Here is a 24,099-nt window from a genome sequence, read left to right as displayed (position 1 = left end):
GGTTCAGCCCTTGGTCAGATCGCGGCGCGAGGAACGGAAGATGAAGATCGTGACGAGCAGGCAGATGATCGTCAGCAGCAGGGCGATCGAGCTCCCGTACCCGTACTCGCCGTAGGTGAACGAGGTCTGGTACATGTACAGCGTCAGCGGGGTGGTCGTATTGCCGGGCCCGCCGCCGGTCAGCGCGAGCACCGAGTCGAAGACCTTCAGGGTGCCGTTGACGCTGAAGATGATCGAGGAGAGCAGCACGGGCAGCGAGAGCGGGATCACGATGTGCCGCACGAGCCGCCAGCCGGATGCCCCGTCGAGCCGCGCGGACTCGAACAGGTCGTCGGGGATGTCGACGAGGCCGGCGTACAGCAGCACGGCGTAGAAGCCCATCGAGCGCCAGAGGTCCATGAGGATGAGGACGAGGAACGCGGTGTCCGGCGAGGCGAACCAGTCGACCGAGGGGATGCCGGCGAGGTTCAGCAGGTCGTTCACGAGGCCGTTGACCGGGGCGATCTTGAAGAGCTCCTGGAAGAGCAGGGCGACCGCGACGGTCGGCAGCACGACCGGGAAGAACGCGAGGGTTCGGACGAGGCTCGACGCCTTGCGGAGCCAGAACACGTAGATCAGGGCGAGGAGGTAGCCGAAGCCGACCTGGGCGATGGTCAGCACGACGGCGTACTTGAGGGTGAACACGAGCGCGTCGGCGATCTTCGGGTCGTTGGCCAGCGCGACGAAGTTGTCGAGGCCGACGAACTCGAAGCCCGTGATCGGGTTGCCTTCGAACACCGTGTAGCCGAGCGACCAGAAGATCGGCACGAGCATCACGAGCGTGTAGACGAGCAGGGCGGGGCCCAGGAGGACGAGGATGGCGCGCGGGTCGCCGAGGACGCGGTTCACAGGGGTGCTTTCGATCGGGATGTGGGCCGGGGGTCGCGCGGGGGCGCGGCCCCCGGCCTGTTCGGGTGAGGAGCTAGTTCAGGTCCGCCTGGACCATCTCCATGAACTCCTCGGGCGAGATCGCACCGGTCACGAGCTGCGACGCGTTCGTCTGGCTCGTTGCGGCGGCCTTCGCGTTGAACAGCGCCTCGAACCAGAGCACGCTCTGCGTCGTCTGGTCGATGCGCTCCTGCACGGCCTGCGTGAGCGGCGGCAGGTCCTCGACGGGCTCGTTCACGGCGAAGCCGGTGATGACGCCCTGCTCACCGAGCGAGGTGGAGCCGAAGTTCTCCGCGAAGCAGTCGAGCCACGCCGAGACGTCCTCGCCGTAGCTGGCCTCCGACAGCGCGAGCGGCACGCCGACGTTGGCGGCGAGCTGGTCGCGGCTGCCTTCGCCGCCCTCGACCTCGGGGAACGGCATGAAGCCGATGTTCTCCGCGCCGATCTTGTTCTGCTCGGGGTCGTTGAAGTTCGCGAGGATCCAGCTGCCCATGTAGAACATGCCCGCCTCCCCCGTCAGGAACTGGTTCACGGCGGTCATGTAGTCGATCGAGCCGACCGACGGGCCGAAGTAGCCGGCCTCGCCGAGCTCGGCGACGGCCGCGGCGGCCTCGACGTACTCGGGATCCGTGAGCGAGGCGTCGCCGTCGATGACCTTCTGCAGCGCGTCCGGGCCGATCGTGCGGAAGAGGTAGTTGCCGACGAGGCGGGTGAGCGGCCAGCCGTCCTGGCCGTCGGCCGAGAACGGGGTGACGCCGGCGGCGCTCAGCGTCGCCGCCGCCGCGGTCAGCTCATCCCACGTGGTGGGCTCCTCGATGCCGTTCTCGGCGAACAGGGCCTTGTTGTACCAGATGCCCTCGACGTTGAACTCGGTCGGCAGCACGAAGACGTCGCCGCCGTAGAGCGCCTCGACGGTCGAGCGTGCGGCGGGGATGATCGCGTCGGTCTGGCCGAGCTCCTCGAGCGCGGCCTCCACGTCGACGAGCTTGCCGCCGTCGTTGAGGTCCTTCGCGACCTGCGGCGAGTTGCCGCTCGCGAAGAGCACCGGCAGGGCGTCCTGGCCGGCCAGCAACTGCAGCTGCTGGTCGTAGCTGGCCTGGGGCTGCGTGGTGATGTCGAGCGGGAGCGCCTCCTCCTCGGCCGAGCAGCTGCCCGTGCTGAGCGAGGTCAGCGTGTCCTGGATGCTCGTGTTCTCCGCGAACGACAGGTAGGTGAAGTCGGTCGGCGCCGTCGCGTCGCCGCCGCCGCTGTCGCCCGAACAGGCGGAGAGCAGGAGCGCAGTGGCGCCCAGTCCTGCGATGAGCGGGACGAATCGTCGTGCCCGGGTACGTGCTGTGGTCACAGTTCCTCCTTGAATGCGGCCGCGCTCTCGAGTTGTAGCGCTGCAAGAGGATGCTAGGCGGGCGATTCGTTCTCCGCCCTGTTCGGAGCGGATTTTCCGCCCCTGCCATCGTGATAGCGCCTATCACGGGGGTGGATACCCGCGGAAGCCCGCGGTTTGGAACGCTGCAACTGTCGCGTACGCTGTGCTCATGACGATCGCCTCGACGACGGGCCACGGCGGCCAGCGCACAGCCGCTGCGACGAACGGCGCGGCCGCCGGCATCGCGGATGTCGCCTCCCTGGCCGGGGTCTCGCAGTCCACCGTGTCCAATGTCCTGAACCACCGCGAGCGCGTCGCGAGCGACACCATCGAGCGCGTGGAACGGGCCATCGCGATGCTCGGGTACGTGCCGAACGGCGCAGCTCGCTCGCTTGCCGCCGGCCGCTCCCGGTCGATCGGGCTCGTGCTCTCCGACCTCGGCAACTCGCTGTTCGTCGACATCGCCCGCGGGGCCGAACGCGCCGCCGAGGAGCACGGCCTCTCCCTGCTCGTGGCGAACGCCGACGGGCGACTCGATCGTGAGGACCGCTATGTCGACCTCTTCACGGAGTCCCGCGTGCTCGGCACGCTGCTCACCCTGAACGACGAGTCGCACTACCGAGCGCTCTCGGCACGCCGCACCCGCGGCACCGTGCTCACCCTCCTCAACTTCCACGCGGATGCCGCGGCCTTCTGCAGCGCGTACTTCGACAACGAGGCCGGCGGGCGGCTGGCGACCCGGCACCTGCTCGACACGGGCCGCTCCCGGCTCGTGTTCGTCGGCGGCCCGAGCGCCCTCCAGCCCGTGGCCGACCGCCGCGAGGGGTTCCGGCGAGCGCTGGCGGCGGCCGGCATCCGGCCGGTCGACGAGCTCTCGCCCGAAGGCATCAACCGCGCCGACGGGTGGCAGGTGGGCCGGGCGCTCGCCGTCCGCGTCGCCGCGGGCGAGATCGACGGCGTGGTCGCGGCATCCGACCTGCTCGCCGCCGGCATCGTGCAGGCCTTCACCGAGTCGACGGGCATCGGCGTTCCCGACCGCGTCGGGGTCATCGGCTACGACAACAACCAGGCCGCATGGGACGCGCCGATCCCGATCTCGACCATCAGCCAGCCGGGCGCCGAACTCGGCTACGCGGGCGTGGGCCTGCTGCTCGAGGACCTCGACTCGGGCGAGCACGAGCATCGAGCCGTTCGACTCGAACCCTCGCTCGTGGTACGACGGAGCACAGGGCGTTAGCCCGCCGGAACGAAGGGACGCGTCGATGGCGACGGATGCGACGGACCGACCGGGCGCGGCCGCGCCTCCCGAGCGGCATCGCGGCCCGATGCAGCTCGGCTCCGTCGACCTCAACCTGCTCGTGCCGCTGCAGGCGCTGCTCGAGGAGCGCAGCGTCAGCCGCGCGGCGGATCGCATGTTCATGAGCCAGCCGGCCCTCTCGGCGGCGCTGGCACGTCTCAGGCGCCACTTCGACGACGAGCTGCTCGTCCGATCCGGCAACGCGTACGTGCTGAGCCCGCTCGGTGGCGAACTCCTCGACGAGGTGCACAGCGCGACGAGCGCGCTCAGCCGGCTGTTCGGCGCGCAGGGCGAGTTCCGGCCGTCCGAGAGCCACCGCGAGTTCCGCCTCGTCTGCTCCGACTACATCGCCGCGGTCTTCGGTGCACCGCTCGCGCGCGCGGTCGCCGCGGCCGCCCCGCACACGCAACTCCGGTTCGAGCACGTGCAGGACCAGGTCGTGGACACTGCGCCGGACTCGCTCCGCGACATCGACGGGCTCGTCCTGCCCCACGGCTACTTCGAGCACGCCGAGCACCTCGACCTGTTCACCGACACGTGGACCTGCATCGTCGCGGCTCCCGAGGACGGAGCGGCGCCGGAGTCCCCCGTGCTGACGATCGACTCGCTGGGCGCCCGACCGTGGGCGGTGACCTACAGCGGGCGAACCGCGGTGACGAGCGCCACGCGACAGTTGCTCACCCTCGGGCTGTCGCCACGCACCGAGGTCGTCACGCGCAGTTTCCTGACCCTGCCCGACATGGTGGCCGGCACCGATCGCGTGGCCTTCGTACCGGGGTCGCTCGCGAGCCGCTTCGCCCGCAGAGCCGACGTGGTCGTCGTCGAATCGCCGCTGGAGTTCCCGCAGATCCGGCATGCGTTCTGGTGGAGCGCATCGCACGCGGAGGATGCGGGACACCGATGGCTGCGCGAGCAGGTCGCCGCGGTCGCCGCGGCGCTGCGCACCGGCGGTTGACGAGGTCGCATCCCTCGGCCGCCGGCGCATCCGGACGGCCGCCCTGCGGCCGCCCGGGTCACCATCGCCGGTTCAGACGATGGCGGCGCGAAGCGTCGCAGCTGCAACGCCCACGTCGGGAGCCCCGTAGATCGCGCCACCGGCGACGGCGACACGCGCGCCGGACTGCTGCACGGCGGCGATGGTCGAGGCAGTGATGCCACCGGCGACGGAGAACGGCACGCCCGATGCCTCGCCGTCGCGGAGCAGCGTCGAGAACGTGAAGCCCTCCTCAGCCTGCTCGTCGAGCCCCGCGTGCATCTCGACGAACTCGACGCCGAGGGCCACCACCTCCTTGGCGCGCGCGGGCTTGTCGGCGACGCCGATGAGATCCACGACGATGCCCTTCCCATGCTTCTTGGCGGCCTTCACGGCACCGAGGATGGTGCTGTCGCCCGCGGAGCCGAGCACGCTCACCAGGTCGGCACCGGCGGCGAAGGCGATCTCGGCCTCCAGTTCCCCCGCGTCCATCGTCTTGAGGTCGGCGAACACGATCTTGTCGGGGTGCGCCGACTTGACCGCGGTGACGGCCGAGAGTCCGGCACTCTTGATCAGCGGCGTGCCGAGCTCGAGGATGTCGACGTGGGGAGCCGCCGCAGCGGCGAGCTCGAGCGCCGCCTGGGTGGTCAGGGTGTCCATCGCGAATTGAAGTTTCATCGATATTCCTTGTGTTCGGGGTTGGATGGTGCTGGTGGAGGGAGGCCTCGTCGGGCCGCGGATCACTCGAGGTTCGCGTGCCTCGGCCAGAGTTCGTCGGCCGTCGCGCCGGATCGACGCCAGAGCGCGTCGAAGACGGCATCCCCGAGGAGGACGACCGCCTGCTCGAACAGGCTCCCGGCGTACTGGTCGGATGCCACGCGCGACCGATCGAGCTTGCCCGCGGCAGGCACGATGATGAGCGCGCTCGACAGCTCGCCCAGTGGCGAGTCCGGAGCGGTCGTGATCGCCGCGACGCGTGCGCCGACGGAGTTCGCGACGTGCGCCGCTCGGACGACCGCCTCGGTGCGGCCCGAGCCGCTGGCCGTGAGCAGGAGGTCGTCCGCCTCGATGGCCGGCGCGGTGACCTCGCCGACCACGTGCACGCGAAGCCTGAGGTGCATCAGGCGCATGGCCGTCATGCGCAGTGCGAGGCCGGAACGGCCGGCGCCCGCCACGAAGATGCGAGGTGACGAGGCGACGAGGTCGACGAACGCCGAAAGCGCGATCGACTCGTTGACGGCGACCGTCTCGAGCACCGCGTGAGTCTCGCGGCGGACTCGTCGGAGCGAGGAGTCGACGTCGGCGTCGAGGTCGGTTTCGATGAGGTCCATGCCCTCATGCTCGCGCGATGGTCGGTGCGGCATCCCCATCCGTCCGCACGGTTCGACCTACCCGAAAGAAGAGGCCTCTGGGGGCGGGTAGGTTGGATCGATGGACGTTGCCGCCGACCTCCCCTCACCTGCATCGAGACGCCTCGCGGCCGAGCACGCCGGGATGGTCGCCGAACAATCCGATCGGCATGCCGTCACGCTGGAGTCGATCCTCGCCCTCCTGCGGTCCACCCGGCTCGACGATCGACGAGCCCGTGCGATGGCCACCGAGCTCGCGACGACCGCCCTCGTGGGGCTCCGCATGACGACCGACGAGCAGCGGAGCAGCCTGCTCGAGCCGGTCGTCGGGGCGTTCGCTCGGCTTCGCACAGACTTGCATCCGCTCGTCAGGTACGGCGACCTCGAGGTGCAGTTCGTCGAGCCTCCGGCCACTGGCCGTGCCCTACCCGGAGAAGTGGCCCATGCCGCGCGTGCCATCGTGCGCAGCGCCGTACTCGCCTTCGTCGACCGGGGCGAGACCCGTCGCGTGCGCATCCAGTGGGACTGCGACGGGCTGAACCTGCTCATCGGCATCCGGGACGACGGCCGGGGAGACCTCACCGCGCACGACGATTCGCTGCGTCCGATCGCCGAACGCGTCGCGGCGCTCGACGGCATCCTGACCGTGTCCTCGACGCCCGGCTGGGGCTCCTCGCTGGACATTCGACTGCCCCTCGATCCACCGGCCGAACCGGAGCCGCTGGCGGAAGTCGTCCCGCTCTCGCCGCGCGAACGCGACGTACTCCGGTACGTCGTCGCGGGCGAGCGCAACCAGGCCATCGCACGGGATCTCGGGATCAGCGAGAACACGGTGAAGTTCCACGTCTCCAACCTCCTGCGCAAGTCGGGCGCCAGGAGCCGAGCGGAACTGGCCGCGCTCGCCCGCTGACAGCGCGCGCACCGCGCCCTCGGATCGCCGCGGACCTAATCGCCGCGTTCGATCCCGCCCGGATCGCCGGGCCGGATCGTGGCATCCTCCGCGATGTCGACGCGGGTGATGCCGTCATGCTCCGTGACCTCGATCTGCGTCGGGAGGTCCTCGGGGTTGACGATCTCGTCCGCACCGTCGGAGTCGGTGGGCGTTGCATCACGATGGGTCATCGGCTTCTCCTTCTCGAACCGGGAACAGGACTCCACCCTCGGTCATGTGTCCGAACCCGGTACAGGGGTTGCCCTCCCCTGCGACATCTGCAACCGAGCAGACGCGGCTCGTGCGGGAGCGCACGCCAGTCGAGGCTGCGAAATCATAGCGGTCGGTCTGGGTCCTGTCCACCGTCTGCGCGCGATCGGCACCGAACTTAGTGTGGTGGCATGGATACGGCAGATGCGAGCGCGCCCGAATCCGCGCATGCCGTTCCGCTCCTGCTCGACCGCTATCGCCCGATGGCCCGCATCGGCCGCGGAGGCATGGCGTTCGTCTTCCGCGGGCGTGACGAGTACCTCGGGCGCGATGTGGCGATCAAGGTGTTCAGCGGGGGCAACGAGGAGCACACCGAGATGTACCGCGCCGAGCTCCGCATGCTCGCCGCGCTCAACCACCACGGAGTGGTCTCGATCATCGACGCCGGGGTCGACACCTCGGCTCCGGAGGACCCGCGACCGTTCCTCGTCATGCAGCTCGTGCGCGGCACGACCGTGCGAGACCGTGTGGCGGAGCGTCCCATCTCCGTGCGCGAGATCGGCGAGATCGGCTACGAGGTCGCCGAGGCCCTCGAGTACGTCCACGCCCAGCACGTGATCCACCGCGACATCACGCCGTCGAACATCATGATCGTCAACTACGGGACGCAGCATGCCCGGGAGCGGGCGATGCTCACCGACTTCGGCATCGCCGTCGAGGCCGCGGACGCCGGCTTCCAGTCCGAGACCATCACGGGAACCGCCCCGTACCTGAGCCCGGAGCAGGTGCGCAACCAGCCCCTGACGACGGCATCCGACATCTACTCGCTCGGCCTCGTGCTGCTCGAGTGCTTCACTCGCGAGCGGGCGTTCCCGGGTGCGCATATCCCCTCTGCGATGGCTCGCCTGACCGAGGAGCCCGACATGCCGCCCGAGCTGGTTCCGGAGCCATGGCGCTCCCTGCTGCAGCGGATGACGGCGGCCGAGCCGGAGCATCGCCCGACCGCGGCAGAGCTGAGCTCCGAGATCAGGTTGGCGCTCCGCGACATCCGCCCGCGGCAGCACTCCAGGGGGATGCCCTGGCGCAGGCGGCGCGGTGCGGCGGACACCTCGCAACGGTGAGGTCCGCCGCGGGAGCGCACCACCCGGCGGGCCGGTGGGCGCGCCCGTGCTTCGGTTGCCCGTTCGTGTGCTTCTCGACAGACTGCTGAGGTGGGCAGCCGCCCACCTGAGGGGAAGTGTGACGAATGCAGAACCAGGAACCGACCGACGCGATCATCGCCGCTCAGGCGGAGCTCACCGCCCGGCTCCCGTTCGCGGATGACGCGGACTTCGCGGCCGCAGATCGGGGATTCATCGGGACGCTGGAGGATCCGAAGATCCTCGATGCGGCGGGCGAGGTCGTCTGGGATGCCTCGACGTACGACTTCATCGAGGGCGAGGCGCCAGATTCGGTGAACCCGAGCCTGTGGCGGCAGAGCCGGCTCGCGGCCAAGCACGGCCTGTTCGAGGTCGTGCCGGGGTTGTACCAGGTCCGCGGGCTGGACCTGTCGGTGATGTCGTTCGTCGAGGGCGACACGGGGGTGATCGTGATCGACCCGCTCATCTCGAAGGAGACGGCCGCGGCAGCCCTCGGCCTGTACCGCGAGCACCGCGGCGATCGGCCCATCGTGGCCGTGATCCACACGCACTCGCACATCGACCACTTCGGCGGCGTGCAGGGCATCGTCACCCAGGAGCAGGTCGACGCCGGTGCCGTCGCGATCATCGCCCCGGAGGGCCTGGTCGAGCACGCGGTCGCCGAGAACGTCTACGCGGGCACCGCGATGGGGCGTCGCGCCGGGTACATGTACGGGGCCGCACTGGCTCGCGGCCCGCGCGGCGCCGTGGGTGCAGGGCTGGGTCAGACGACCTCGACCGGTGAGGCGACGCTGCTCGCGCCGACGCTGGAGATCTCCACGACCGGTGAGACGCACACGATCGACGGGGTCGAGATCGAGTTCCAGATGGCGCCGGGTACGGAGGCACCCGCCGAGATGCACTTCTACTTCCCGCGCTACGAGGCGCTCTGCATGGCCGAGAACGCGACCCACACCCTGCACAACCTGCTGACCCTCCGCGGTGCGGTCGTCCGCGACCCCCACGTCTGGTCGCGGTACCTGACCGAGGCCATCGACCGCTACGGCGACCGGGCACAGGTGGTGTTCGCGTCGCACCACTGGCCGACCTGGGGGAACGCCGAGATCACCGAGTTCCTGGGCCTGCAGCGGGACCTCTACGGGTACTTGCACGACCAGACGCTCCGCATGCTGAACCAGGGCCTCACCGGTGCCGAGATCGCCGAGGTGATCCAGCTGCCACCGGCACTCGAGAACTCCTGGCATGCGCGCGGCTACTACGGATCCGTCAGCCACAACGTCAAGGCGATCTACCAGCGCTACATGGGTTGGTTCGACGGCAACCCCGCCCGGCTCTGGCCGCACCCGCCGGCCGCGATCGCCGAGCGCTACGTCGACGCCATCGGGGGCATCGACCGTGTCCTCGAACTCGCACGGGCCGCCTACGACAGCGGCGACTTCCGCTGGGCGGCGACGCTCCTCGACCACGCCGTCTTCGTCGATGCCTCGAACGCGTCCGTGAAGGCCCTCTACGCCGATACGCTCGAGCAGCTCGGGTACGGGGCCGAGAACGGCACCTGGCGCAACTTCTTCCTCTCGGGAGCGACCGAGCTGCGCGACGGCAATTTCGGCACCCCGACCGTCACGAACGCCCCGGCGATCCTCGCGCAGCTCACGCCCGAACAGGTCTTCGACGCCATCGCGATCACCGTCGACGGCCCGAAGGCCTGGGACCTCGACCTCGCCTTCGACGTCACTGTCAACGATCTCGGTCGCAGCTTCCGCGTCACGCTCCGCAACGGTGTGCTCGTGTACGTCGAACGCGAGCCCGCCGACGACGCCGCGCTGCACGTCACGCTCGAGAAGCAGCGACTCATCCGGCTCGCGGGCGGCGACCTGCAGTCCGAGGGCCTCGGCGCGGCGGGTGACCTCGGCGTGCTGACGCAGCTCTTCGGCGTGCTGAGCCCGGGAGACCCGGCGTTCGAGATCGTGGTGCCGTAGCGCCGACGGCGAGGCCCCCGCGCTCTACCGGGGCACGGGGCCTCGCCGGCGACGCCCCGGTCGACGGAGCTGGGCGGCGCGATGGGCGATCCGATCGACCCGCCTCCTCGGCGAGCCCGTGGTTCCGGGTCGACGCCATAGACTGCATCAACACTCCGAGGATGATCGGTGTGGAGCTGTTGTACTGGTGGGAGTGGACATGAGCGGCGAGTGGCATCGGAAGCACCTCGGAGACGACGTACCGGAGCAGGCTCCCGGCGAGGAGACCCTGTTGGGCGCGGCCGGCGACGAGGTCCCGCCCGGAGGGGTCGTCGCGGGGTCCTTCAGCCAGGAATTCCCCGGCGCCGACCCGTACGCGGGCATCCCGGCCGACCAGGTCGGCCTCCCGCCGCTGAGCGAGGCCGAGCAGGAGGCCGTGGAGCGCGAGGCAGAGCGGCTCGCAGACGACCCGGACGCGCGCCGCGACCTCTGAGCCGCCGTCGCGGGCGCAGAACTTGCGATCCACCGGGCTTCTCTGGTCGGGCTGACAGGATTCGAACCCGCGAGCCCTTGGACGACCTGGTCCGTCATGGGTTGCGTCCGGATGTCTCGGACACTCGCGGATCCCTTGTGATCACTGGAAACCGGATGGTTCGCCACGTGCGATGGTGAGTGACCGGTGAGCTCGAACCGCAACAGCCATATGCAGAGAGAGCGGGCCCATCGCCCGCGGCGCCGTCGGAATATGCGGTCAGTCACCAACGCCTGATGGCATGATGACTGAGAATGTCAACCGAAGTCGGTACCGGGTTGGCAATCTATCTCGAGCCCACCTCGAATGCCTTACCGGGCAGGACTGCTGAGCGGGCCGCCGGGTACAAGTCGCCTTGACCAGCAACACAGAGGGATCGGTCCAGGCCCGTTCGTGTGATCAGATCTGCATCCCGCCCGCTAGCCTGACCGCTTCCATTTGGATGGACGAGCGGCTATGGCGAGGATGATGGCCCCAATAAATCCGGCGGCTTCAAGGACCAAAGGGAGGCATGCGAGCGAATCCTCCAACAACGAGTCCGACTGCAACGGCCGAGTCGATCGGGTGTCGAGACTCATTGGGAATGACGATGTTCTGTAACCGTCGTTTCGAATGTCCAGCTAGCGGCTCTCCTCTAACGGAGATCGCGGGTTCGAAGCCATGTGGCTCTGGAAACGAGTTGACACAGACATGTTTGCACGTCGAGATCACCGACGGCGCTTCCGTCTTTCGATCAGTAAAAGGATGCACATAACCGCCACGATAGCTAGAAAGAGAGTTCCCACAATCCTCTGGAATCCGTCGTCGACCAAGATGAGGACGAGGATTGCTCCGATCGTGGAAGCGATGGCGAGTACCACCAGACCAAGTACCAGTACGCGCGACGGAGTAGCGTTTGGATTCTTGGCTAACACGATTCCACCGCTCCAGAGATGCTGTACGCCAATGCTCCGAACCCGATTATGACTCCGAACACAGCCGCTCCGAAGCCGCACCCGCGACGGTACCTACCGGTGCTGCACGGTTCTGCGCTTGCTGGTCTGCGAACCTCGCCGACTCCGGGGGTGCCCACGGCGCATCTTCCGGGGGGTTCGGTTCCGCGATCTCGGTTCCGACGGCTTCTGCTGGCGGCTCCCAGATATCTGGTTCGGGGACTGTGGCTTCGATCGTGGAGCCGACTGCCGGGCCAGCTGCCAGCGTCGTCATGGCAATTACGGTCGCGAATGCAGAAACGGCCGCGATCGACCGGATCCCGAGCTTGTGGGTCATCTTGACGTCTCTTCCTTGAGCGCAACAGTGTTGATGTGCTCCAGGTCGGGTCCGGGTGCGCGACGAGCGAACCACGCTCGGATCGATGCAAACACCCCCTTGATTTGATGAGGGATCCTCCGCTTTAATGCTTTGCCCTAAACACCGGGATGCCGGTCGCCAGAGGGCGGCGCACTGGGAGTCCGCGCCGATGTCAGGTCGTTGCGAGTTGTCTGGTGTGGGCGAGGCGGTAGGAGTCGGTGCCGGTTTCGATGATGCTGCCGCCGAAGGTGAGACGGTCGACAATTGCGGCGCAGAGGCGTGGGTCGGTGAAGGTTTTGGTCCAGCCGGAGAAGGATTCGTTTGAGGCGATCGCGACGGAGTTTTTCTCTTCGCGTTCGGTGAGGACTTGGAAGAGGAGTTCGGCGCCGCGGCGGTCCAGTTCCATGTAGCCGAGTTCGTCGATGCAGAGCAGGTCGACGCGGCCGTAGCGGGCGATGGTGCGGGCGAGCTGTTTCTCGTCAGCGGCTTCGACGAGCTCGTTAACCAACTTCGTGGCGAGCGTGTACTTGACCCGGTACCCCTTCTCAGCTGCCGCAGTGCCGAGCCCGATCAGCAGGTGGGACTTCCCGGTGCCGGAGTCGCCGATCAGGCAGAGCGGTTGGCCTTTGCGGATCCATTCGCCGGTGGCGAGTTGGTGGATGGTGGCGGGGTTGATGTTCGGGTTCGCGTCGAAGTCAAAATCGCCCAACCATTTGGTGCGTGGGAATCCGGCGGCGTTGACGCGGCGGATGGATGAGCGGCGGTCCCGGTCGTCGCACTCGGCCAACAGCAGCTCGGCGAGGAAGCCTTGGTAAGACAACTGCTCCCGGTTCGCAGTTTCGAGAGCTTCATCGACGACCGCGCGAACGGTCGGGAGGCGGAGTCGGCGGCAGGCCTGGTCGACCGCTGCGGTCGCGGCTTCTTCGGTCATCCCGCGACGCCGGCGCAATGTGGTGGTCACGGGCGTGGGTCGATTCGTCATGTTCCAGTGCTTCCTTCTCGTCCGGCTGATGGGTCAACGACGTCGGGTCGTGCTCGTCGCTGCAGGAGGTCGTCGTAGGCGGCGACCGAGGGCACGGGCCGGGTGTCAGGCGGGAGCCCCGCGATCACCGCCGCCGGGTCGGCGAGCCGGCGTTGGGTGAGGCTGACAACTCGCTGCCCGGCATGTGGTGGCTGTGCAACGAGATGACGGTCTGACCCGGATCCGGCTGCGTGGAGGCGGGCTTCGACCGCGACGACGTCAGCAGATACGGCGCCGACGGTCAGGGCGGCGCGGATGCCGGCAATCACATCGGCGGCGCGCATACTGCGGTGCAGGAGCAGGACATCGATCAGGGCACGGGTGCCGACGGTATCGCCATCGACTTTGCGGGCGGCCTGCCAGAACGCGTCGTGCGCGGCCGTGAACGCACCCGACTCACGTGCGCGGGCAAGCGCGGTGGATCCTGGCATCGCGCCGGGCTTGTGGCGGAGTACCTCGAGGTAGTGATCCAGGTCCACGGCGTGGCCGCCGCGCGCGACGACCCGTTCATGGCGGGCGATCTCGGTATGCCCGTCGAAGACGACGACTTCAGATGCCCGCAGCGAGACCCGCACGTTCCGCCCGATCATGCGGGCGGGCACGGAGTACTTCGCCATCCGCACCGTGATCAACGCGGACCGGTCGACACGTGGGTGCAACGTGAGTCCGGGGTCGAAGCGTTCGAACGGCAACGGCGACAACCGAGGCTGCTCGGTCGCGAAGTCCTGGCCCACAGTACGGATGCGGGATGCGACGCGTCGGCCGTCGTCTTCGGCATCCCACCGCCGGATCCGGGCGTTCAACTCGGCCAGGGAGTTCACGACCGGCATTGGGGTGAGGCGTTTCCGGCGGAACCTGCCGACTTCACCTTCGACACCGCCCTTCTCGTGTGCACCCTTGATCCCGGGCTGGCAGTAAAACGAATCGAATCCGTAGTGCGAACGGAACAGCACCCACCGTTCGTTCTCAATCCGGTCCCGGCCGCGGCCGTAGAGCACGGATTGGACGGCGGCGGTGAGGTTGTCGTACTTGATGTACCGGGTCGGGATCCCGCCGATCTCCTCGAACGCGTCGATGTGTCCCTCGAGGAACGCTTCCTGCGACTGCGTCGAGTACACCCGGTGTACCGCTTTGCCTGAATGCGAGAGGCGGAACACGAACATGTGGCACTTCGTCTTCACCCCAGCCAGGACCACCCACACCTCACCGAAATCGACCTCGGCTTCCGCACCCGCCGCATGCTCCTGCGGGACGAACACATCGAACGGACGGCCGGAGGCGGCGTCGATCTGAGGGCGTCTGGTGCGGACGTAGTTGCGCACCGTGGAGTACGACAGCTCCGTCGCGCCGTGTTCGGCGATCAACCGGTCGAACACGCGGGTGGCGGTGTGCTTCTGTTTCCGTGGGGCGTCCAGATCCTCCCGAAGCATCGCATCGATCAGCGGTTTGAACCGGTCAAGGCGGGGCGCCGTCCGCACCCTTGTCTTCTTCGGCGGCGGTTCAGGCGACGCGAGCGCCTGTCGAACGGTCTGCCGGCCGACACCGTGCCGACGAGCCAACGCCCGAATCCCCAAGCCCTCGATCCGTGCGTCACGTCGGATCCGAGCAAAGACATCCACCCGAGACTCCATCCGTCCTCCACCCCCAGCAATCGGAAAACTGCAGTTTCCGATAACCGTGGAGGTGGGTCCGGCTTAGAGTGCCGCAAACACCCCGACAACCCGCAAGTGGTCCCCGTTTAGATTGCCCCGGTGGGTCCCACTTACGCTGCCATAGTCAGATGACGCCATGCGAAGCCACCATGTCAGCCGAGTCATCGCCGCGACACCGGACGCCGTGTACGAGTTCGCGTCGGACGTCGACAATCTTCCGCGCTGGGCTGCGGGTCTCGCGCGAGCTGACGTTCTGCGCGACGGCGACGCCCTCCTCGTGGAATCGCCGATGGGGCGGGTCGTTGTGCGCTTCGTCGAGCGGAACGCGTTCGGCATCCTCGACCACGACGTGACGCTGCCGTCCGGAACTGTGGTCACGAACCCTGTTCGGGTGCTGGCTCATCCGGATGGCGCGGAGGTGGTGTTCACGGTCCGGCAGATAGAACTCGACGACGCCGAATTCGACCGAGATATCGAAACGGTCGCAGCAGACCTTGATCGACTCGCGGACCTGCTAAGGAGTACCGCGTAGTCTCCCGCCGGGAGACCGGCGTGCAGGCTGTGTCTTGTGCCTCGCGGGGCCCGTCTGCGACGACTGCGCGTTCGCTTGCTATGACAACCTGTTGTCGTTTCGACATGATGTCCCCAAGCCCGTAGAGTGCTCTGGTGAAACCGCCGCAAGTTCGCGAGGGCGACCCTCCCTTCCAAGACCTGATCCTCAGCGTCTTCCATCTCAGCAACGTGCTTTCGGTAGCCGGCGATCAACTGGTCGCCGACCTCGGGTTGACCTCGGCACGCTGGCAGGTCCTTGGGGCTCTGGCCGTGACTCCCGCGCAACCGGTCGCGTGGATCGCCCGTGATCTCCAATCCACGAGACAGAACATCCAACGCATCGTGAACGACCTCGAGCGAGCCGGGTTCGTCGCGCTGCGCCCCAATCCTCACCACAAGCGTGCGCAACTGGTCGAGATGACTCCGGAGGGGCATCGCGTCTTCGAGCTGGCTGCCAGCCGCGGCGGCCCATGGGCTCAGCACGCAGCGGCCGGTCTCTCACAAGACGATGTCGACGTCGTCCGCCAGGTCCTGCATGCGATCGGCACCGCCGTCGAGAACTACGACTATCCATCTCTCCCGGAGAACCCCGCATGACGAACCGCCCAGAACTGCCACGGATGCTGAAGTACGGCAACCGCATGGTGATCTTCCTGAACCGTGTCGGCCTGGCAGCCGGCCCACCACGCATCCTGACGGTCCGCGGCCGCGTCAGCGGCGAACCGCGATCGACGCCCGTCTCCATCGTCGACGTGGACGGGACCCGGTACGTCGTCGCCGGAAAACGGATGGAGTGGGTCAAGAACGTTCGAGCCGCCGGCCACGGCGAGATCCGACGAGGCCGCAATCGAGAACTCGTGTCATTCGCCGAGCTCCCCGAAGACCAGCGAGGACCGGTCCTCCGGGCGTACTGGCATCAACACATTCAGGGGCGAAAGGTCGCCGCTCGCATCTTCGAGGTCAGTGACGGCGCCGGGCCCGACGACTTCGCGGCAGCGGCACCACGCTGCGCGGTCTTCAAACTCGAAACCGCACAGCCGACCGGATAGCTCCCACGCACTCAGGGGCCCATTAGCGGTCAAGCTCTCCGTCGCCCCGCCTCGCACCCGATGAAGCTCCTGGCTCGTGTGGACGATGCTTGCCCGGGCGGACATGACGTGAGTGAGGGAACGTTCGAGGAGAGAAGGACCGCATGAGCACCGACGGCGACCAGCACGAGACTGAACCCGACCGCCAGATCGCCAGGTTGCTCCACCGGGCTGCTCCGCAAATCACCCCGAAAGACGATGCCCTGGCTGCGCGAATGGCCGAGATGGCCGCCGCCGCCATACGAGAGGAGCGCGGCGCTCAACGGCGCAAGCAAGGGATCGCGGCCGGGATCCTTGCTCCGGTTCTCCTCCTCGGCAGCGCTGGTGCGGCGTACGCTGCGACCACGGTCGACTGGTCGTCGTTCTGGGGCGCCAGCACGACGACCGAGTGGGCGGATTGGGCGCAGCGACCTGACGCGACCATCACCTACACACTTCCGGGCGGCGGCTCGTGCGAGTTGCGACTGGGAGAGTTCGAGTACAACCCTGACCCGAACGGGCCGACCGACGTCGGGACAGAGCCGCGAGCCGTCGACGCGTCCCTCGACTACGTTCACGGCGCCGACGTGCTCGCAGACGCTGACGTCGACGGCGTGATCCGGGAGAACCGCTCCGACGAGAACTGGGCCGACGACGGAAGCGGCAATGCTGTGCGGTTCGGGTTCGGCACTGAGAACGTCAACGCCGATATGGAGTACAACCTGGCGGTGAGGGAGGCCGTGCACGAGGCGATCATCGCTCACCTCGACATGCTCGGCATCCCATCCACGGGGCTTGGCTTCCAGAGCCAGGAGCAGTGCACCGGGATGACGCAGTGAGCCGGCGCGGCCGGGCGGAAGCACGGTTCACCGAGCTGATGGTCGAAGTCGGTCCGGAACTGCTGAACTACTTCGAACGTCGTATCGGAGACGGCGGCGAGGACCTGCTCTCGGAGCTCATGGCCACGGCTTGGCGGCGCAATGCCGACCTCCCCATGGATCACGAGCAGGCTCGGATGTGGCTGTTCGGGATCGCGCGCAACCTGCTTCGGAACGGTGTTCGATCGAACCTCCGGCGGAGTCGCCTCGAGAACGCGCTCCGAGACGCGATCCCCGCCAACGGTTCGGACGTTGCCGAGCAACTCGCTATCCGAGATGCGGTACAGCGACTCGATCCAATCCTCGCTGAAATAGTCACGCTCGTTCACTGGGAAGGACTCACGATCGCGGAGGCAGGACGCCTTCAGGGAGTTCCCGCCTCGACCGCACGCGGCCGCTACCAACGGGCACGAGAAGCGCTGAGGGAAGCGCTGACAGTTCAGCGAAGCCCGGCCTGATCGCAATCAAGGATCGCCTCGCGGGCGCCTAGATTCCCGAAACGCGCGCTGCACGTGTCTGCCAGACTGAGGCCGTGTTTGGGAACCTCACCGGATGGCACTTGATCATCCTCTCCGTCATCTGGATCATCCCGTTTGTCGTCACTGTCGTGAGTATCGCTCGCGACCAAGTGGCATCAGGAACCGCTCGGGCGGTCTGGGTACTCATCGCATTGCTCTTCCCCTGGCTCGGGTTGACTCTCTGGTTCACGATTGGTCGCAAGTCGGCGCCCACGGCTTGACGGGCCCCCGTGGGTGGAGTTCAGGGCCGTAGCGAAGCGCTTTACGCAGTCGCTCCCAGCGACGTTTGTCACCACCCGGCAGCGGATCCCCAATCGACACCCCCCTTCCCAGTACGCTCGGCTCATGTACGGCATACCAGCGGGCGAGAGCTTTGCTTTCGTGGAGGGGCACGTCCTCGAGCAGCTCTGCTTCGGCCGGGATGTGCTGATTCTCAAATTCGACGGCAATGTGTCGATCACCGTCGAAGGGGCTCTCGGAATCACCCCGCCGGCCGCAGACGAATCCATTGTCGACGATGCACGCGACATCGTTTCGGTGCTAGTCGGCTTGATCGCCGACACCGTTTTGGCGGCCGAGGTGAACGATGCGCGCTCGTTCTCCATGACGTTCTCCCTGTGCCACATCGTGCGCCTGATCGACAGTTCCGAGCGGTACGAGTCATTTCAAGTTCGTGACGGAGAACGACTCATAGTCGTCTAGGTCGGAAAGGCGTTAGGCCACGCAGAGGGATCCGTGACGGGCCGCTGTAGCCGCGGGGACGGTCTGCCGTTATGGGTTGCGCAGGTCGGCAGCGGCGAGGGTCTGCTCGAGGATCCGGAGAGCCTTGGGCCCTACTCCATGGAGGGTTGCGAGGTGGTCGAGGCCCACGCGCCGAAGGTCGTCCACATCGTGCACGCCCGCTTCCTCGAGCGCTCGGGTAGCCGGGGCGCCGATGGCGGGGAGCTGTCGAGACGGTTCCATGAGTCCGACACTACGACCGGACCATCGTCCCGATCGCCGATCCTTGGGTTCTTTCGGTCATCGCTGCCTGGCCCGCTATTGGACCGATAGTCCGAACAGGAACTCCCACTCACCCGTGACCAGGCCATCCCGAGGCACGGTGCGCCTTCGGATGTTCGCTGACGGAGGATTCTTGCATGCAGAATCCCGACCAAGTCGAAGTGTCGATGTGAACCTGCGACCATCCGTGATGCAGGTCGAATGGCACCGCCTCGCCATGGCCTGAACGCCCTGCTCGAGGTGTTCGCAGCGCGCCCACTCCCCCGGGATCTCGCGGATGCGCCGTGCTGGGCGCCTGTGAGCGCGAAGATTCCGGTTGTCTCCGGTTGTTCGTCGAGCCGATTTCGACGACGCCGCCAGAAACAGAAAAGTCCCGGCGAGAATCACTTCTCACCGGGACCTTTCACATGGTCGGGCTGACAGGATTTGAACCTGCGACCCCTTGACCCCCAGTCAAGTGCGCTACCAAGCTGCGCCACAGCCCGATGCTCTCGAACTCGTCGAAGGCAACTTGACCATCATAGCGGCATCCGAAGGGGTGCTCGAACACACGCGGGCGCTCGACGTCGGTGCGGACACCGGATCACGCCGGTCACGCGCACATACCCGATTCATAGCCGCGTCCCCTAGGCTCGTCGGAGTCGCCTTCGACGGCGGCGCGCCCGCCCGGCGGGAACCACTCCCGCCCACTCTCCGAAGGAATCTCGTGTCGAACAACGCCACCGCATCCAAGCCGTCCACGCTGAACCTGCCCCTCATCCTGCTCTGGGTCGTCGCGGTCATCGTCACCGCGGTCGGCGCGGTCCTCCTGGTCCTCGGCAACGCCGCGCAGGTCGACTTCTACACCACGCAGGGTTCCGACTACGCGACCTACCTCAACAACATCTCGCAGTCCACCGTCGGTGGCCTCGTGCTCGCGGCCGGCCTCATCGGCATCCTCATCGCCCTCGCGACGCACGCCCGCAACCGCGCCGCCGCGATCCAGGCGCAGGCTGCCGCGGCCGAGTTCGACGCCGTGTTCGGCGACATCGACGACGAGGACTTCGAGGAGTTCGCGCTCGAGGTCGACGAGGCCGACGTCGAGGTTCCCGTCGACGCTCCCGCCCCCGCGGCCGCAGCATCCCCGGCAGCGCCCGCGGCATCCGCTGCAGCTCCCGCCGCTCCGACTGCTCCGACTGCTCCTGCCGCCGACACCACGGCGACCGACACCTCGGCTCCCGAGGCGCCCAAGGCCTGACGCGCGCCATCCTGCGACCCATGGGTCGCGCGGGCGACTCAGAGGTGCCGACGCACCTCGTCGAGGAACGCCTTCGGGTCATCGACCCACAGCCGAAGGGCGGTGATCTCCTGATCGCCGCCCTTCGGCGCGAGTCCGGGCAGGCGCACCACGGTGGGCCGTTCGAGCTCGATCAGGATGTTCGTCTCGTCCTGCATGCGCAGGACGAGCGTGCGCGCGGTATCCGTCTCCTCGAGGCGGGGTGACTTGGGCTCGTCGACGCGCCTGACGCGCGCGACCGACGCGATGTCGTCCCACGTGAGCCCGACGTCGAGCTCGAGCCCCTCCCGGACCCGGATCCCCTCGGGCCCCACGGTCATGGGCCGCATCAGGTAGCCGCAGAGCAGGCCGAACATCCAGGTGACGCCCCAGATGCCGAGCACGAGCATCGCGATGCGCACGACCGGCCACCGGTGCACGATGAGGTCGATGATCGGGATCTCGACCGCTGAGAGCACGATGAAGATCGTCAGCACCGTGAAGACGGGCTTGTGGTAGCTGAAGCCGGTCGCGCCCTTCGGCACGGCCGGGCGCCGGACGACGAAGCGCCCGATGTTCGCGTAGATGCGCAGCTCGACGAGGAGCGCTCTCTTGGCGAAGCTCCAGATGCGCTGCCAGGCGGATGCGACGACGCGGCGTTCGCTCGTGACGCTCATGCCCGACGCTCCCGGTCGGCCTCGATGAGGGCGCGCAGCCGCGCGGCGATGGCGTCGACGCCGCGCTCGAGCGCAGGGCGGTCTGCGGGTTCCACGGCGCTGAGCAGCTCATCACCGAGCTCGGCGTGCTCGCGCTGCATCTCGCGCATGCGCCGCTCGGCCGCGTCGGTGAGCGAGACGATCGTCGCTCGGCGATCCGTCGGATGCGGCGACCTGCGCACGTGCCCACCCGCCTCGAGTGCGTCGACGAGCGCCGTGACGTTGCGGGCGCTCACCTCGAGGCTCGTGGCCAGGGCCTGCTGCGTCATGGGCCCGGCGTGCTGGATCACCCAGAGCACGCGCACGCGCGCGGGAGTCAGGGTCGTGCCGGCGAAGGCGTTCGCCATGTCGTGCTGGAACAGCTCCCCGATCTCGAGCAGCCGGTCGAGCACGGTGATGGGCGGCGTCGCCGGCGCCTGCGCCTGCACATCGTCGATCGCGTCGGTGTCGGGCATCATCTCGGTCACATCGTGATGGTACTACATCATTACCTATGTACACGAATCGAGCGGATGTCGCACGCGACGATTATCGTGTCGGCATGCAGACCGAGGTGAACGCGGGCGACGCACCCGCACTCCGCATCGTTCCCGTCCAGCAGGTCCCCTTCGCCGATGTGGAGGCCGTGTTCGGCACCCGCGGCGACCCCGCACACTGCTGGTGCCAGTGGTACAAGGTGCCGCGCAGCGAATGGGGCATGTCCGACGACGCACTCCGGAGTCGCTTCGAGCAGCAGATCTCCGACGGCGAGCACGGCCCCGGCCTCGTGGCATACGACGGCGATACGCCCGTCGGCTGGTGCGCCGTCGAACCTCGGCCCGCATTGCCCGGACTCGCGCGCAAGCGGGTCGTCGCCGACGGCTCCCCCGAAGCCGACTTCGACGACGGGAGCGTCTGGGCGGTCACGTGCTTCGTCGTCCCGCGGGCGCACCGAAAGCGCGGAGTCGGCGGCGCGCTCGCCCGTGCCGCCGTCGCCTTCGCGCGCGAACACGGCGCCCGCATCGTCGAGGCCTACGCCGTCGACCCCGCCGCGCGGGCGAAGGTGCCAGCCGCCGACCTCTTCCCGGGCACGGTGAGCATGTTCGAGCACGCGGGCTTCGCCGAGGTCGCGCGGCCATCGGCCGCCCGCGCCGTCATGCAGGTCCGCTTCGACGACGCGGGCTGAGCCGAACGCGGGCTGAGCCGAACGGCCGGCGCTTCGGGAGCCGCTATCGCTGCCGCTTCTCGCGCACGCGCATGTTGATCACGATGGGCGATCCGGCGAAGCCGTAGATCTCACGCAGGCGCCGCTGGATGAACCGGCGGTAGCCCGCGTCGAGGAACCCGGTCGTGAAGAGCACGAAGGTCGGCGGACGGCTCGCGGCCTGCGTGCCGAACAGGACGCGGGGCTGCTTGCCGCCGCGCACGGGGTGCGGGGTCTCCTGCGTGAGCTCGGTGAGGAAGGCGTTGAACTTGCCCGTCGCGATGCGCGTGTCCCAGGACTCGAGCGCGGTTTCGAGGGCCGGCACGAGCTTCTCCAGGTGGCGGCCGGTGCGGGCCGAGATGTTGACACGCGGCGCCCAGGCGACGTGGTGCAGGTCCTTCTCGATCTCGCGCTCGAGGTAGCGTCGGCGGTCGTCGTCGAGCAGGTCCCACTTGTTGTAGGCGAGCACGAGGGCGCGGCCCGACTCGAGCACGAGGTCGATGATGCGCACGTCCTGCTCGGAGATCGGCTGCGAGACGTCGAGGAGCACCACGGCGACCTCGGCCTTCTCGAGCGCCGCCTGTGTGCGGAGCGACGCGTAGAAGTCGGCGCCCTGCTGGAGGTGCACGCGACGACGGATGCCGGCGGTGTCGACGAAGCGCCAGATCTTGCCGCCGAGCTCGATCTGCTCGTCGACGGGGTCGCGGGTCGTGCCCGCGAGCTCGTTGACGACGACGCGCTCCTCGCCGGCCGCCTTGTTCAGCAGGCTCGACTTGCCGACGTTCGGGCGCCCGAGGATCGCGACGCGGCGGGGTCCGCCGAATTCGTCCTTCGCGACGGCCGAGACCTGCGGGAGCACCTTGAAGACGGCCTCGAGCATGTCGGCGACGCCGCGGCCATGCAGTGCCGAGACCGGGTGCGGCTCGCCGAGGCCGAGGTTCCAGAGCGCTGCGGCCTCGGACTCCTGGCGCGCGTCGTCGACCTTGTTCGCGACGAGGAAGACCGGCTTCTTCGTCTTGCGGAGCAGGCGCACGACGTGCTCATCGGTCGAGGTCGCGCCGACGGTGGCGTCGACCACGAACAGGACGACGTCGCAGAGGTCGATCGCGACCTCGGCCTGCGCGGCGACGGAGGCGTCGATGCCCTTCGCGTCGGGCTCCCATCCGCCGGTGTCGACGAGGGTGAATCGGCGGTCGAGCCACTCGCCCTTGTACGCGACGCGGTCGCGGGTGACCCCGGGGGTGTCCTCGACGACCGCCTCGCGGCGGCCGAGGATGCGGTTCACGAGGGCGGACTTGCCGACGTTCGGACGTCCGACGATCGCCACGACCGGCAGGGCCGGGAGATAGCGGATGCCGTCCTCGCCCTCCTCCGACGCGTCGAGCACCTCGAGGTCGTCCTCGTCGAGGTCGTAGTCGGAGAGGCCCGTCCGCAGCGCCGCGGCCCGCTGTTCGGCGAGCTCGTCGTCGACGTCGGCGAGGCGGTCGGCGAGGCGGTCGTCATCGACGACGGCGTCGTCGTACTCGTCGCGCTGGTCGGTCATGGGTGTCTCCTCAAAGTTCTGCGGGCGCGCCTGATCGAGGAGCGCCCCGGTCTATTCAATCAGTGACCGGCTGAATGTTCCCGATGACCGCGATCACGGCATCCACCGTCTGGTCGAAATCGAGTTCCGTGGAGTCGACCGTCGTCACGCCGTCGGCAGCCGTCATGAACTCGACGACCTTCGAATCGGCCTCGTCGCGGGCTCGGAGCGCGTCCCCCACGGAGGTCGTCGCCGAGCCGACGAGCTCGGCCGAACGGCGCGCGGCACGAACCTCGGGCGAGGCGGTGAGCAGGATCCGCACCGGCGCGTCGGGCGCGACGACGGTGGTGATGTCGCGCCCCTCGACCACGATGCCCGGCCTGGACTCGAGGGCCATGCTCGCGCGGAAGAGCTCGATGAGATGCGTGCGCACCTCGGGCACGCGGGCCACCCGGCTCACGACCGCGGAGATCTCGGGGTCGCGGATGGCGGTGGTCACGTCGACGTCGCCGACGTGCACGGCGTACCCGGCCGGGTCGGTTCCGATGCGGACGTCGAAGCTCGCGAGCGAGGCCACGACGGATGCCGCGTCATCCGTGTCGATCCCGGATGCCTGGACATGCCAGGCGAGGGCCCGATACGCCGCACCGGTGTCGAGGAAGCCGTAGCCGAGCCGCCGTGCAACGGCCTTCGACACGCTCGACTTGCCGCTGCCGGCGGGACCGTCGATCGCGACGACCACGGGGATCTCGGGGGACGTCACG

General features: G+C 68.1%; 26 protein-coding genes and 1 tRNA gene. 15 read left to right on the top strand and 12 right to left on the bottom strand.

Features of this window, described 5'->3' with window-relative positions; genetic code table 11:
• Nucleotides 1–3: 3 nt before the first annotated feature.
• Together GQQ95_RS16380 and GQQ95_RS16375 are read right to left on the bottom strand one after the other, a co-directional pair.
• A complete protein-coding gene (locus tag GQQ95_RS16380) occupies nucleotides 4–888 on the bottom strand; it encodes a carbohydrate ABC transporter permease (protein WP_157428691.1) in 885 nt (294 codons plus the stop codon).
• A 73-nt stretch (nucleotides 889–961) separates the two neighbouring features.
• Entirely contained in the window at nucleotides 962–2,269 is a 1,308-nt protein-coding gene (locus tag GQQ95_RS16375) for an ABC transporter substrate-binding protein (protein WP_157428690.1), read from the bottom strand.
• A 190-nt stretch (nucleotides 2,270–2,459) separates the two neighbouring features.
• Between GQQ95_RS16375 and GQQ95_RS16370 the strand changes: the two genes are divergently transcribed.
• Both GQQ95_RS16370 and GQQ95_RS16365 read left to right on the top strand, forming a co-directional pair.
• Nucleotides 2,460–3,527, top strand: a complete 1,068-nt coding sequence (locus tag GQQ95_RS16370) for a LacI family DNA-binding transcriptional regulator (protein WP_157428689.1) — start codon at nucleotides 2,460–2,462, stop codon at nucleotides 3,525–3,527.
• A gap of 25 nt (nucleotides 3,528–3,552) precedes the next feature.
• The gene (locus tag GQQ95_RS16365) at nucleotides 3,553–4,542 is read left to right on the top strand and encodes a LysR family transcriptional regulator (RefSeq protein ID WP_157428688.1); all 990 of its coding nucleotides are present in this window, start codon (nucleotides 3,553–3,555) and stop codon (nucleotides 4,540–4,542) included.
• Between the two features lie 72 nt (nucleotides 4,543–4,614).
• Here GQQ95_RS16365 and hxlA read toward each other — a convergent pair whose 3' ends face one another.
• A complete protein-coding gene (gene hxlA / locus GQQ95_RS16360) occupies nucleotides 4,615–5,238 on the bottom strand; it encodes a 3-hexulose-6-phosphate synthase (protein ID WP_157428687.1) in 624 nt (207 codons plus the stop codon).
• Between the two features lie 62 nt (nucleotides 5,239–5,300).
• On the bottom strand, nucleotides 5,301–5,891 hold the full coding sequence (gene hxlB / locus GQQ95_RS16355; RefSeq protein ID WP_157428686.1) for a 6-phospho-3-hexuloisomerase: 591 nt from the start codon (nucleotides 5,889–5,891) through the stop codon (nucleotides 5,301–5,303).
• A 163-nt stretch (nucleotides 5,892–6,054) separates the two neighbouring features.
• Between hxlB and GQQ95_RS16350 the strand changes: the two genes are divergently transcribed.
• A complete protein-coding gene (locus GQQ95_RS16350; RefSeq protein WP_157428736.1) occupies nucleotides 6,055–6,819 on the top strand; it encodes a helix-turn-helix transcriptional regulator in 765 nt (254 codons plus the stop codon).
• Between the two features lie 35 nt (nucleotides 6,820–6,854).
• Here GQQ95_RS16350 and GQQ95_RS19385 read toward each other — a convergent pair whose 3' ends face one another.
• Nucleotides 6,855–7,031 carry a hypothetical protein gene (locus GQQ95_RS19385; RefSeq protein WP_170297103.1) on the bottom strand — a complete coding sequence of 59 codons (177 nt, stop codon included), beginning with the start codon at nucleotides 7,029–7,031 and terminating at the stop codon, nucleotides 6,855–6,857.
• A gap of 210 nt (nucleotides 7,032–7,241) precedes the next feature.
• Here GQQ95_RS19385 and GQQ95_RS16345 point away from each other — a divergent pair, with 210 nt between their 5' ends.
• The 3 genes from GQQ95_RS16345 (at nucleotide 7,242) to GQQ95_RS16335 (ending at nucleotide 10,640) form a co-directional block, all read left to right on the top strand.
• Complete coding sequence (locus GQQ95_RS16345) at nucleotides 7,242–8,171, top strand: serine/threonine-protein kinase (RefSeq protein ID WP_157428685.1); 930 nt, start codon at nucleotides 7,242–7,244, stop codon at nucleotides 8,169–8,171.
• Nucleotides 8,172–8,296: 125 nt separating this feature from the next.
• Nucleotides 8,297–10,168 carry an alkyl/aryl-sulfatase gene (locus GQQ95_RS16340; protein WP_157428684.1) on the top strand — a complete coding sequence of 624 codons (1,872 nt, stop codon included), beginning with the start codon at nucleotides 8,297–8,299 and terminating at the stop codon, nucleotides 10,166–10,168.
• 199 nt (nucleotides 10,169–10,367) lie between these two features.
• Nucleotides 10,368–10,640: a hypothetical protein gene (locus GQQ95_RS16335; protein ID WP_157428683.1), complete on the top strand. Its 273-nt coding sequence runs from the start codon at nucleotides 10,368–10,370 to the stop codon at nucleotides 10,638–10,640.
• A gap of 1,501 nt (nucleotides 10,641–12,141) precedes the next feature.
• Here the strand turns inward: GQQ95_RS16335 and istB are convergent.
• Nucleotides 12,142–12,951, bottom strand: coding sequence for an IS21-like element helper ATPase IstB (istB, locus tag GQQ95_RS16330; RefSeq protein WP_157428682.1), 810 nt, complete (start codon nucleotides 12,949–12,951; stop codon nucleotides 12,142–12,144).
• The gene (gene istA / locus GQQ95_RS16325) at nucleotides 12,948–14,621 is read right to left on the bottom strand and encodes an IS21 family transposase (protein ID WP_157428681.1); all 1,674 of its coding nucleotides are present in this window, start codon (nucleotides 14,619–14,621) and stop codon (nucleotides 12,948–12,950) included. Before istA ends, istB begins: the two co-directional genes overlap by 4 nt.
• Nucleotides 14,622–14,778: 157 nt before the next feature.
• On the opposite strand from istA, the gene GQQ95_RS16320 reads away from it, so the two are divergent.
• The 7 genes from GQQ95_RS16320 to GQQ95_RS16290 all read left to right on the top strand — a co-directional run bounded on the left by GQQ95_RS16320 (nucleotide 14,779) and on the right by GQQ95_RS16290 (nucleotide 18,359).
• Nucleotides 14,779–15,174: an SRPBCC family protein gene (locus GQQ95_RS16320; protein ID WP_157428680.1), complete on the top strand. Its 396-nt coding sequence runs from the start codon at nucleotides 14,779–14,781 to the stop codon at nucleotides 15,172–15,174.
• A 134-nt stretch (nucleotides 15,175–15,308) separates the two neighbouring features.
• Nucleotides 15,309–15,791, top strand: coding sequence for a MarR family winged helix-turn-helix transcriptional regulator (locus tag GQQ95_RS16315; protein ID WP_157428679.1), 483 nt, complete (start codon nucleotides 15,309–15,311; stop codon nucleotides 15,789–15,791).
• Nucleotides 15,788–16,243 carry a nitroreductase family deazaflavin-dependent oxidoreductase gene (locus GQQ95_RS16310; RefSeq protein WP_170297102.1) on the top strand — a complete coding sequence of 152 codons (456 nt, stop codon included), beginning with the start codon at nucleotides 15,788–15,790 and terminating at the stop codon, nucleotides 16,241–16,243. The genes GQQ95_RS16315 and GQQ95_RS16310 overlap by 4 nt, the downstream gene beginning before the upstream one ends.
• A 143-nt stretch (nucleotides 16,244–16,386) precedes the next feature.
• Entirely contained in the window at nucleotides 16,387–17,100 is a 714-nt protein-coding gene (locus GQQ95_RS16305) for a hypothetical protein (protein ID WP_157428677.1), read from the top strand.
• Nucleotides 17,101–17,138: 38 nt separating this feature from the next.
• Entirely contained in the window at nucleotides 17,139–17,597 is a 459-nt protein-coding gene (locus GQQ95_RS16300; protein WP_157428676.1) for an RNA polymerase sigma factor, read from the top strand.
• Nucleotides 17,598–17,671: 74 nt separating this feature from the next.
• Nucleotides 17,672–17,878, top strand: a complete 207-nt coding sequence (locus GQQ95_RS19835; RefSeq protein WP_170297101.1) for a PLDc N-terminal domain-containing protein — start codon at nucleotides 17,672–17,674, stop codon at nucleotides 17,876–17,878.
• Nucleotides 17,879–18,002: 124 nt separating this feature from the next.
• Complete coding sequence (locus GQQ95_RS16290) at nucleotides 18,003–18,359, top strand: hypothetical protein (protein WP_157428675.1); 357 nt, start codon at nucleotides 18,003–18,005, stop codon at nucleotides 18,357–18,359.
• 708 nt (nucleotides 18,360–19,067) lie between these two features.
• Here GQQ95_RS16290 and GQQ95_RS16285 read toward each other — a convergent pair.
• Nucleotides 19,068–19,144 (bottom strand) — tRNA-Pro (locus GQQ95_RS16285).
• 221 nt (nucleotides 19,145–19,365) lie between these two features.
• Between GQQ95_RS16285 and GQQ95_RS19500 the strand changes: the two genes are divergently transcribed.
• Entirely contained in the window at nucleotides 19,366–19,896 is a 531-nt protein-coding gene (locus GQQ95_RS19500; RefSeq protein ID WP_212275522.1) for a hypothetical protein, read from the top strand.
• A 38-nt stretch (nucleotides 19,897–19,934) separates the two neighbouring features.
• Here GQQ95_RS19500 and GQQ95_RS16275 read toward each other — a convergent pair whose 3' ends face one another.
• Both GQQ95_RS16275 and GQQ95_RS16270 read right to left on the bottom strand, forming a co-directional pair.
• Nucleotides 19,935–20,591: a hypothetical protein gene (locus tag GQQ95_RS16275; protein WP_157428674.1), complete on the bottom strand. Its 657-nt coding sequence runs from the start codon at nucleotides 20,589–20,591 to the stop codon at nucleotides 19,935–19,937.
• On the bottom strand, nucleotides 20,588–21,088 hold the full coding sequence (locus GQQ95_RS16270; protein ID WP_246205673.1) for a MarR family winged helix-turn-helix transcriptional regulator: 501 nt from the start codon (nucleotides 21,086–21,088) through the stop codon (nucleotides 20,588–20,590). The genes GQQ95_RS16275 and GQQ95_RS16270 overlap by 4 nt, the downstream gene beginning before the upstream one ends.
• Before the next feature lie 83 nt (nucleotides 21,089–21,171).
• Between GQQ95_RS16270 and GQQ95_RS16265 the strand changes: the two genes are divergently transcribed.
• Nucleotides 21,172–21,795: a GNAT family N-acetyltransferase gene (locus GQQ95_RS16265; protein ID WP_157428673.1), complete on the top strand. Its 624-nt coding sequence runs from the start codon at nucleotides 21,172–21,174 to the stop codon at nucleotides 21,793–21,795.
• Between the two features lie 43 nt (nucleotides 21,796–21,838).
• Here GQQ95_RS16265 and der read toward each other — a convergent pair whose 3' ends face one another.
• Both der and cmk read right to left on the bottom strand, forming a co-directional pair.
• Nucleotides 21,839–23,356 (bottom strand): ribosome biogenesis GTPase Der, encoded by a 1,518-nt coding sequence (gene der / locus GQQ95_RS16260; RefSeq protein WP_157428672.1) that lies wholly within the window; start codon nucleotides 23,354–23,356, stop codon nucleotides 21,839–21,841.
• Nucleotides 23,357–23,411: 55 nt separating this feature from the next.
• The gene (cmk, locus tag GQQ95_RS16255) at nucleotides 23,412–24,098 is read right to left on the bottom strand and encodes a (d)CMP kinase (protein WP_425482587.1); all 687 of its coding nucleotides are present in this window, start codon (nucleotides 24,096–24,098) and stop codon (nucleotides 23,412–23,414) included.
• Nucleotide 24,099: the final 1 nt, after the last annotated feature.

This window comes from Agromyces salentinus (genome assembly GCF_009749395.1).
Classification (GTDB): domain Bacteria; phylum Actinomycetota; class Actinomycetes; order Actinomycetales; family Microbacteriaceae; genus Agromyces; species Agromyces salentinus.
Note: the sequence above shows the minus strand (reverse complement) of the source record. Positions and strands in the feature narration are given on the sequence as shown.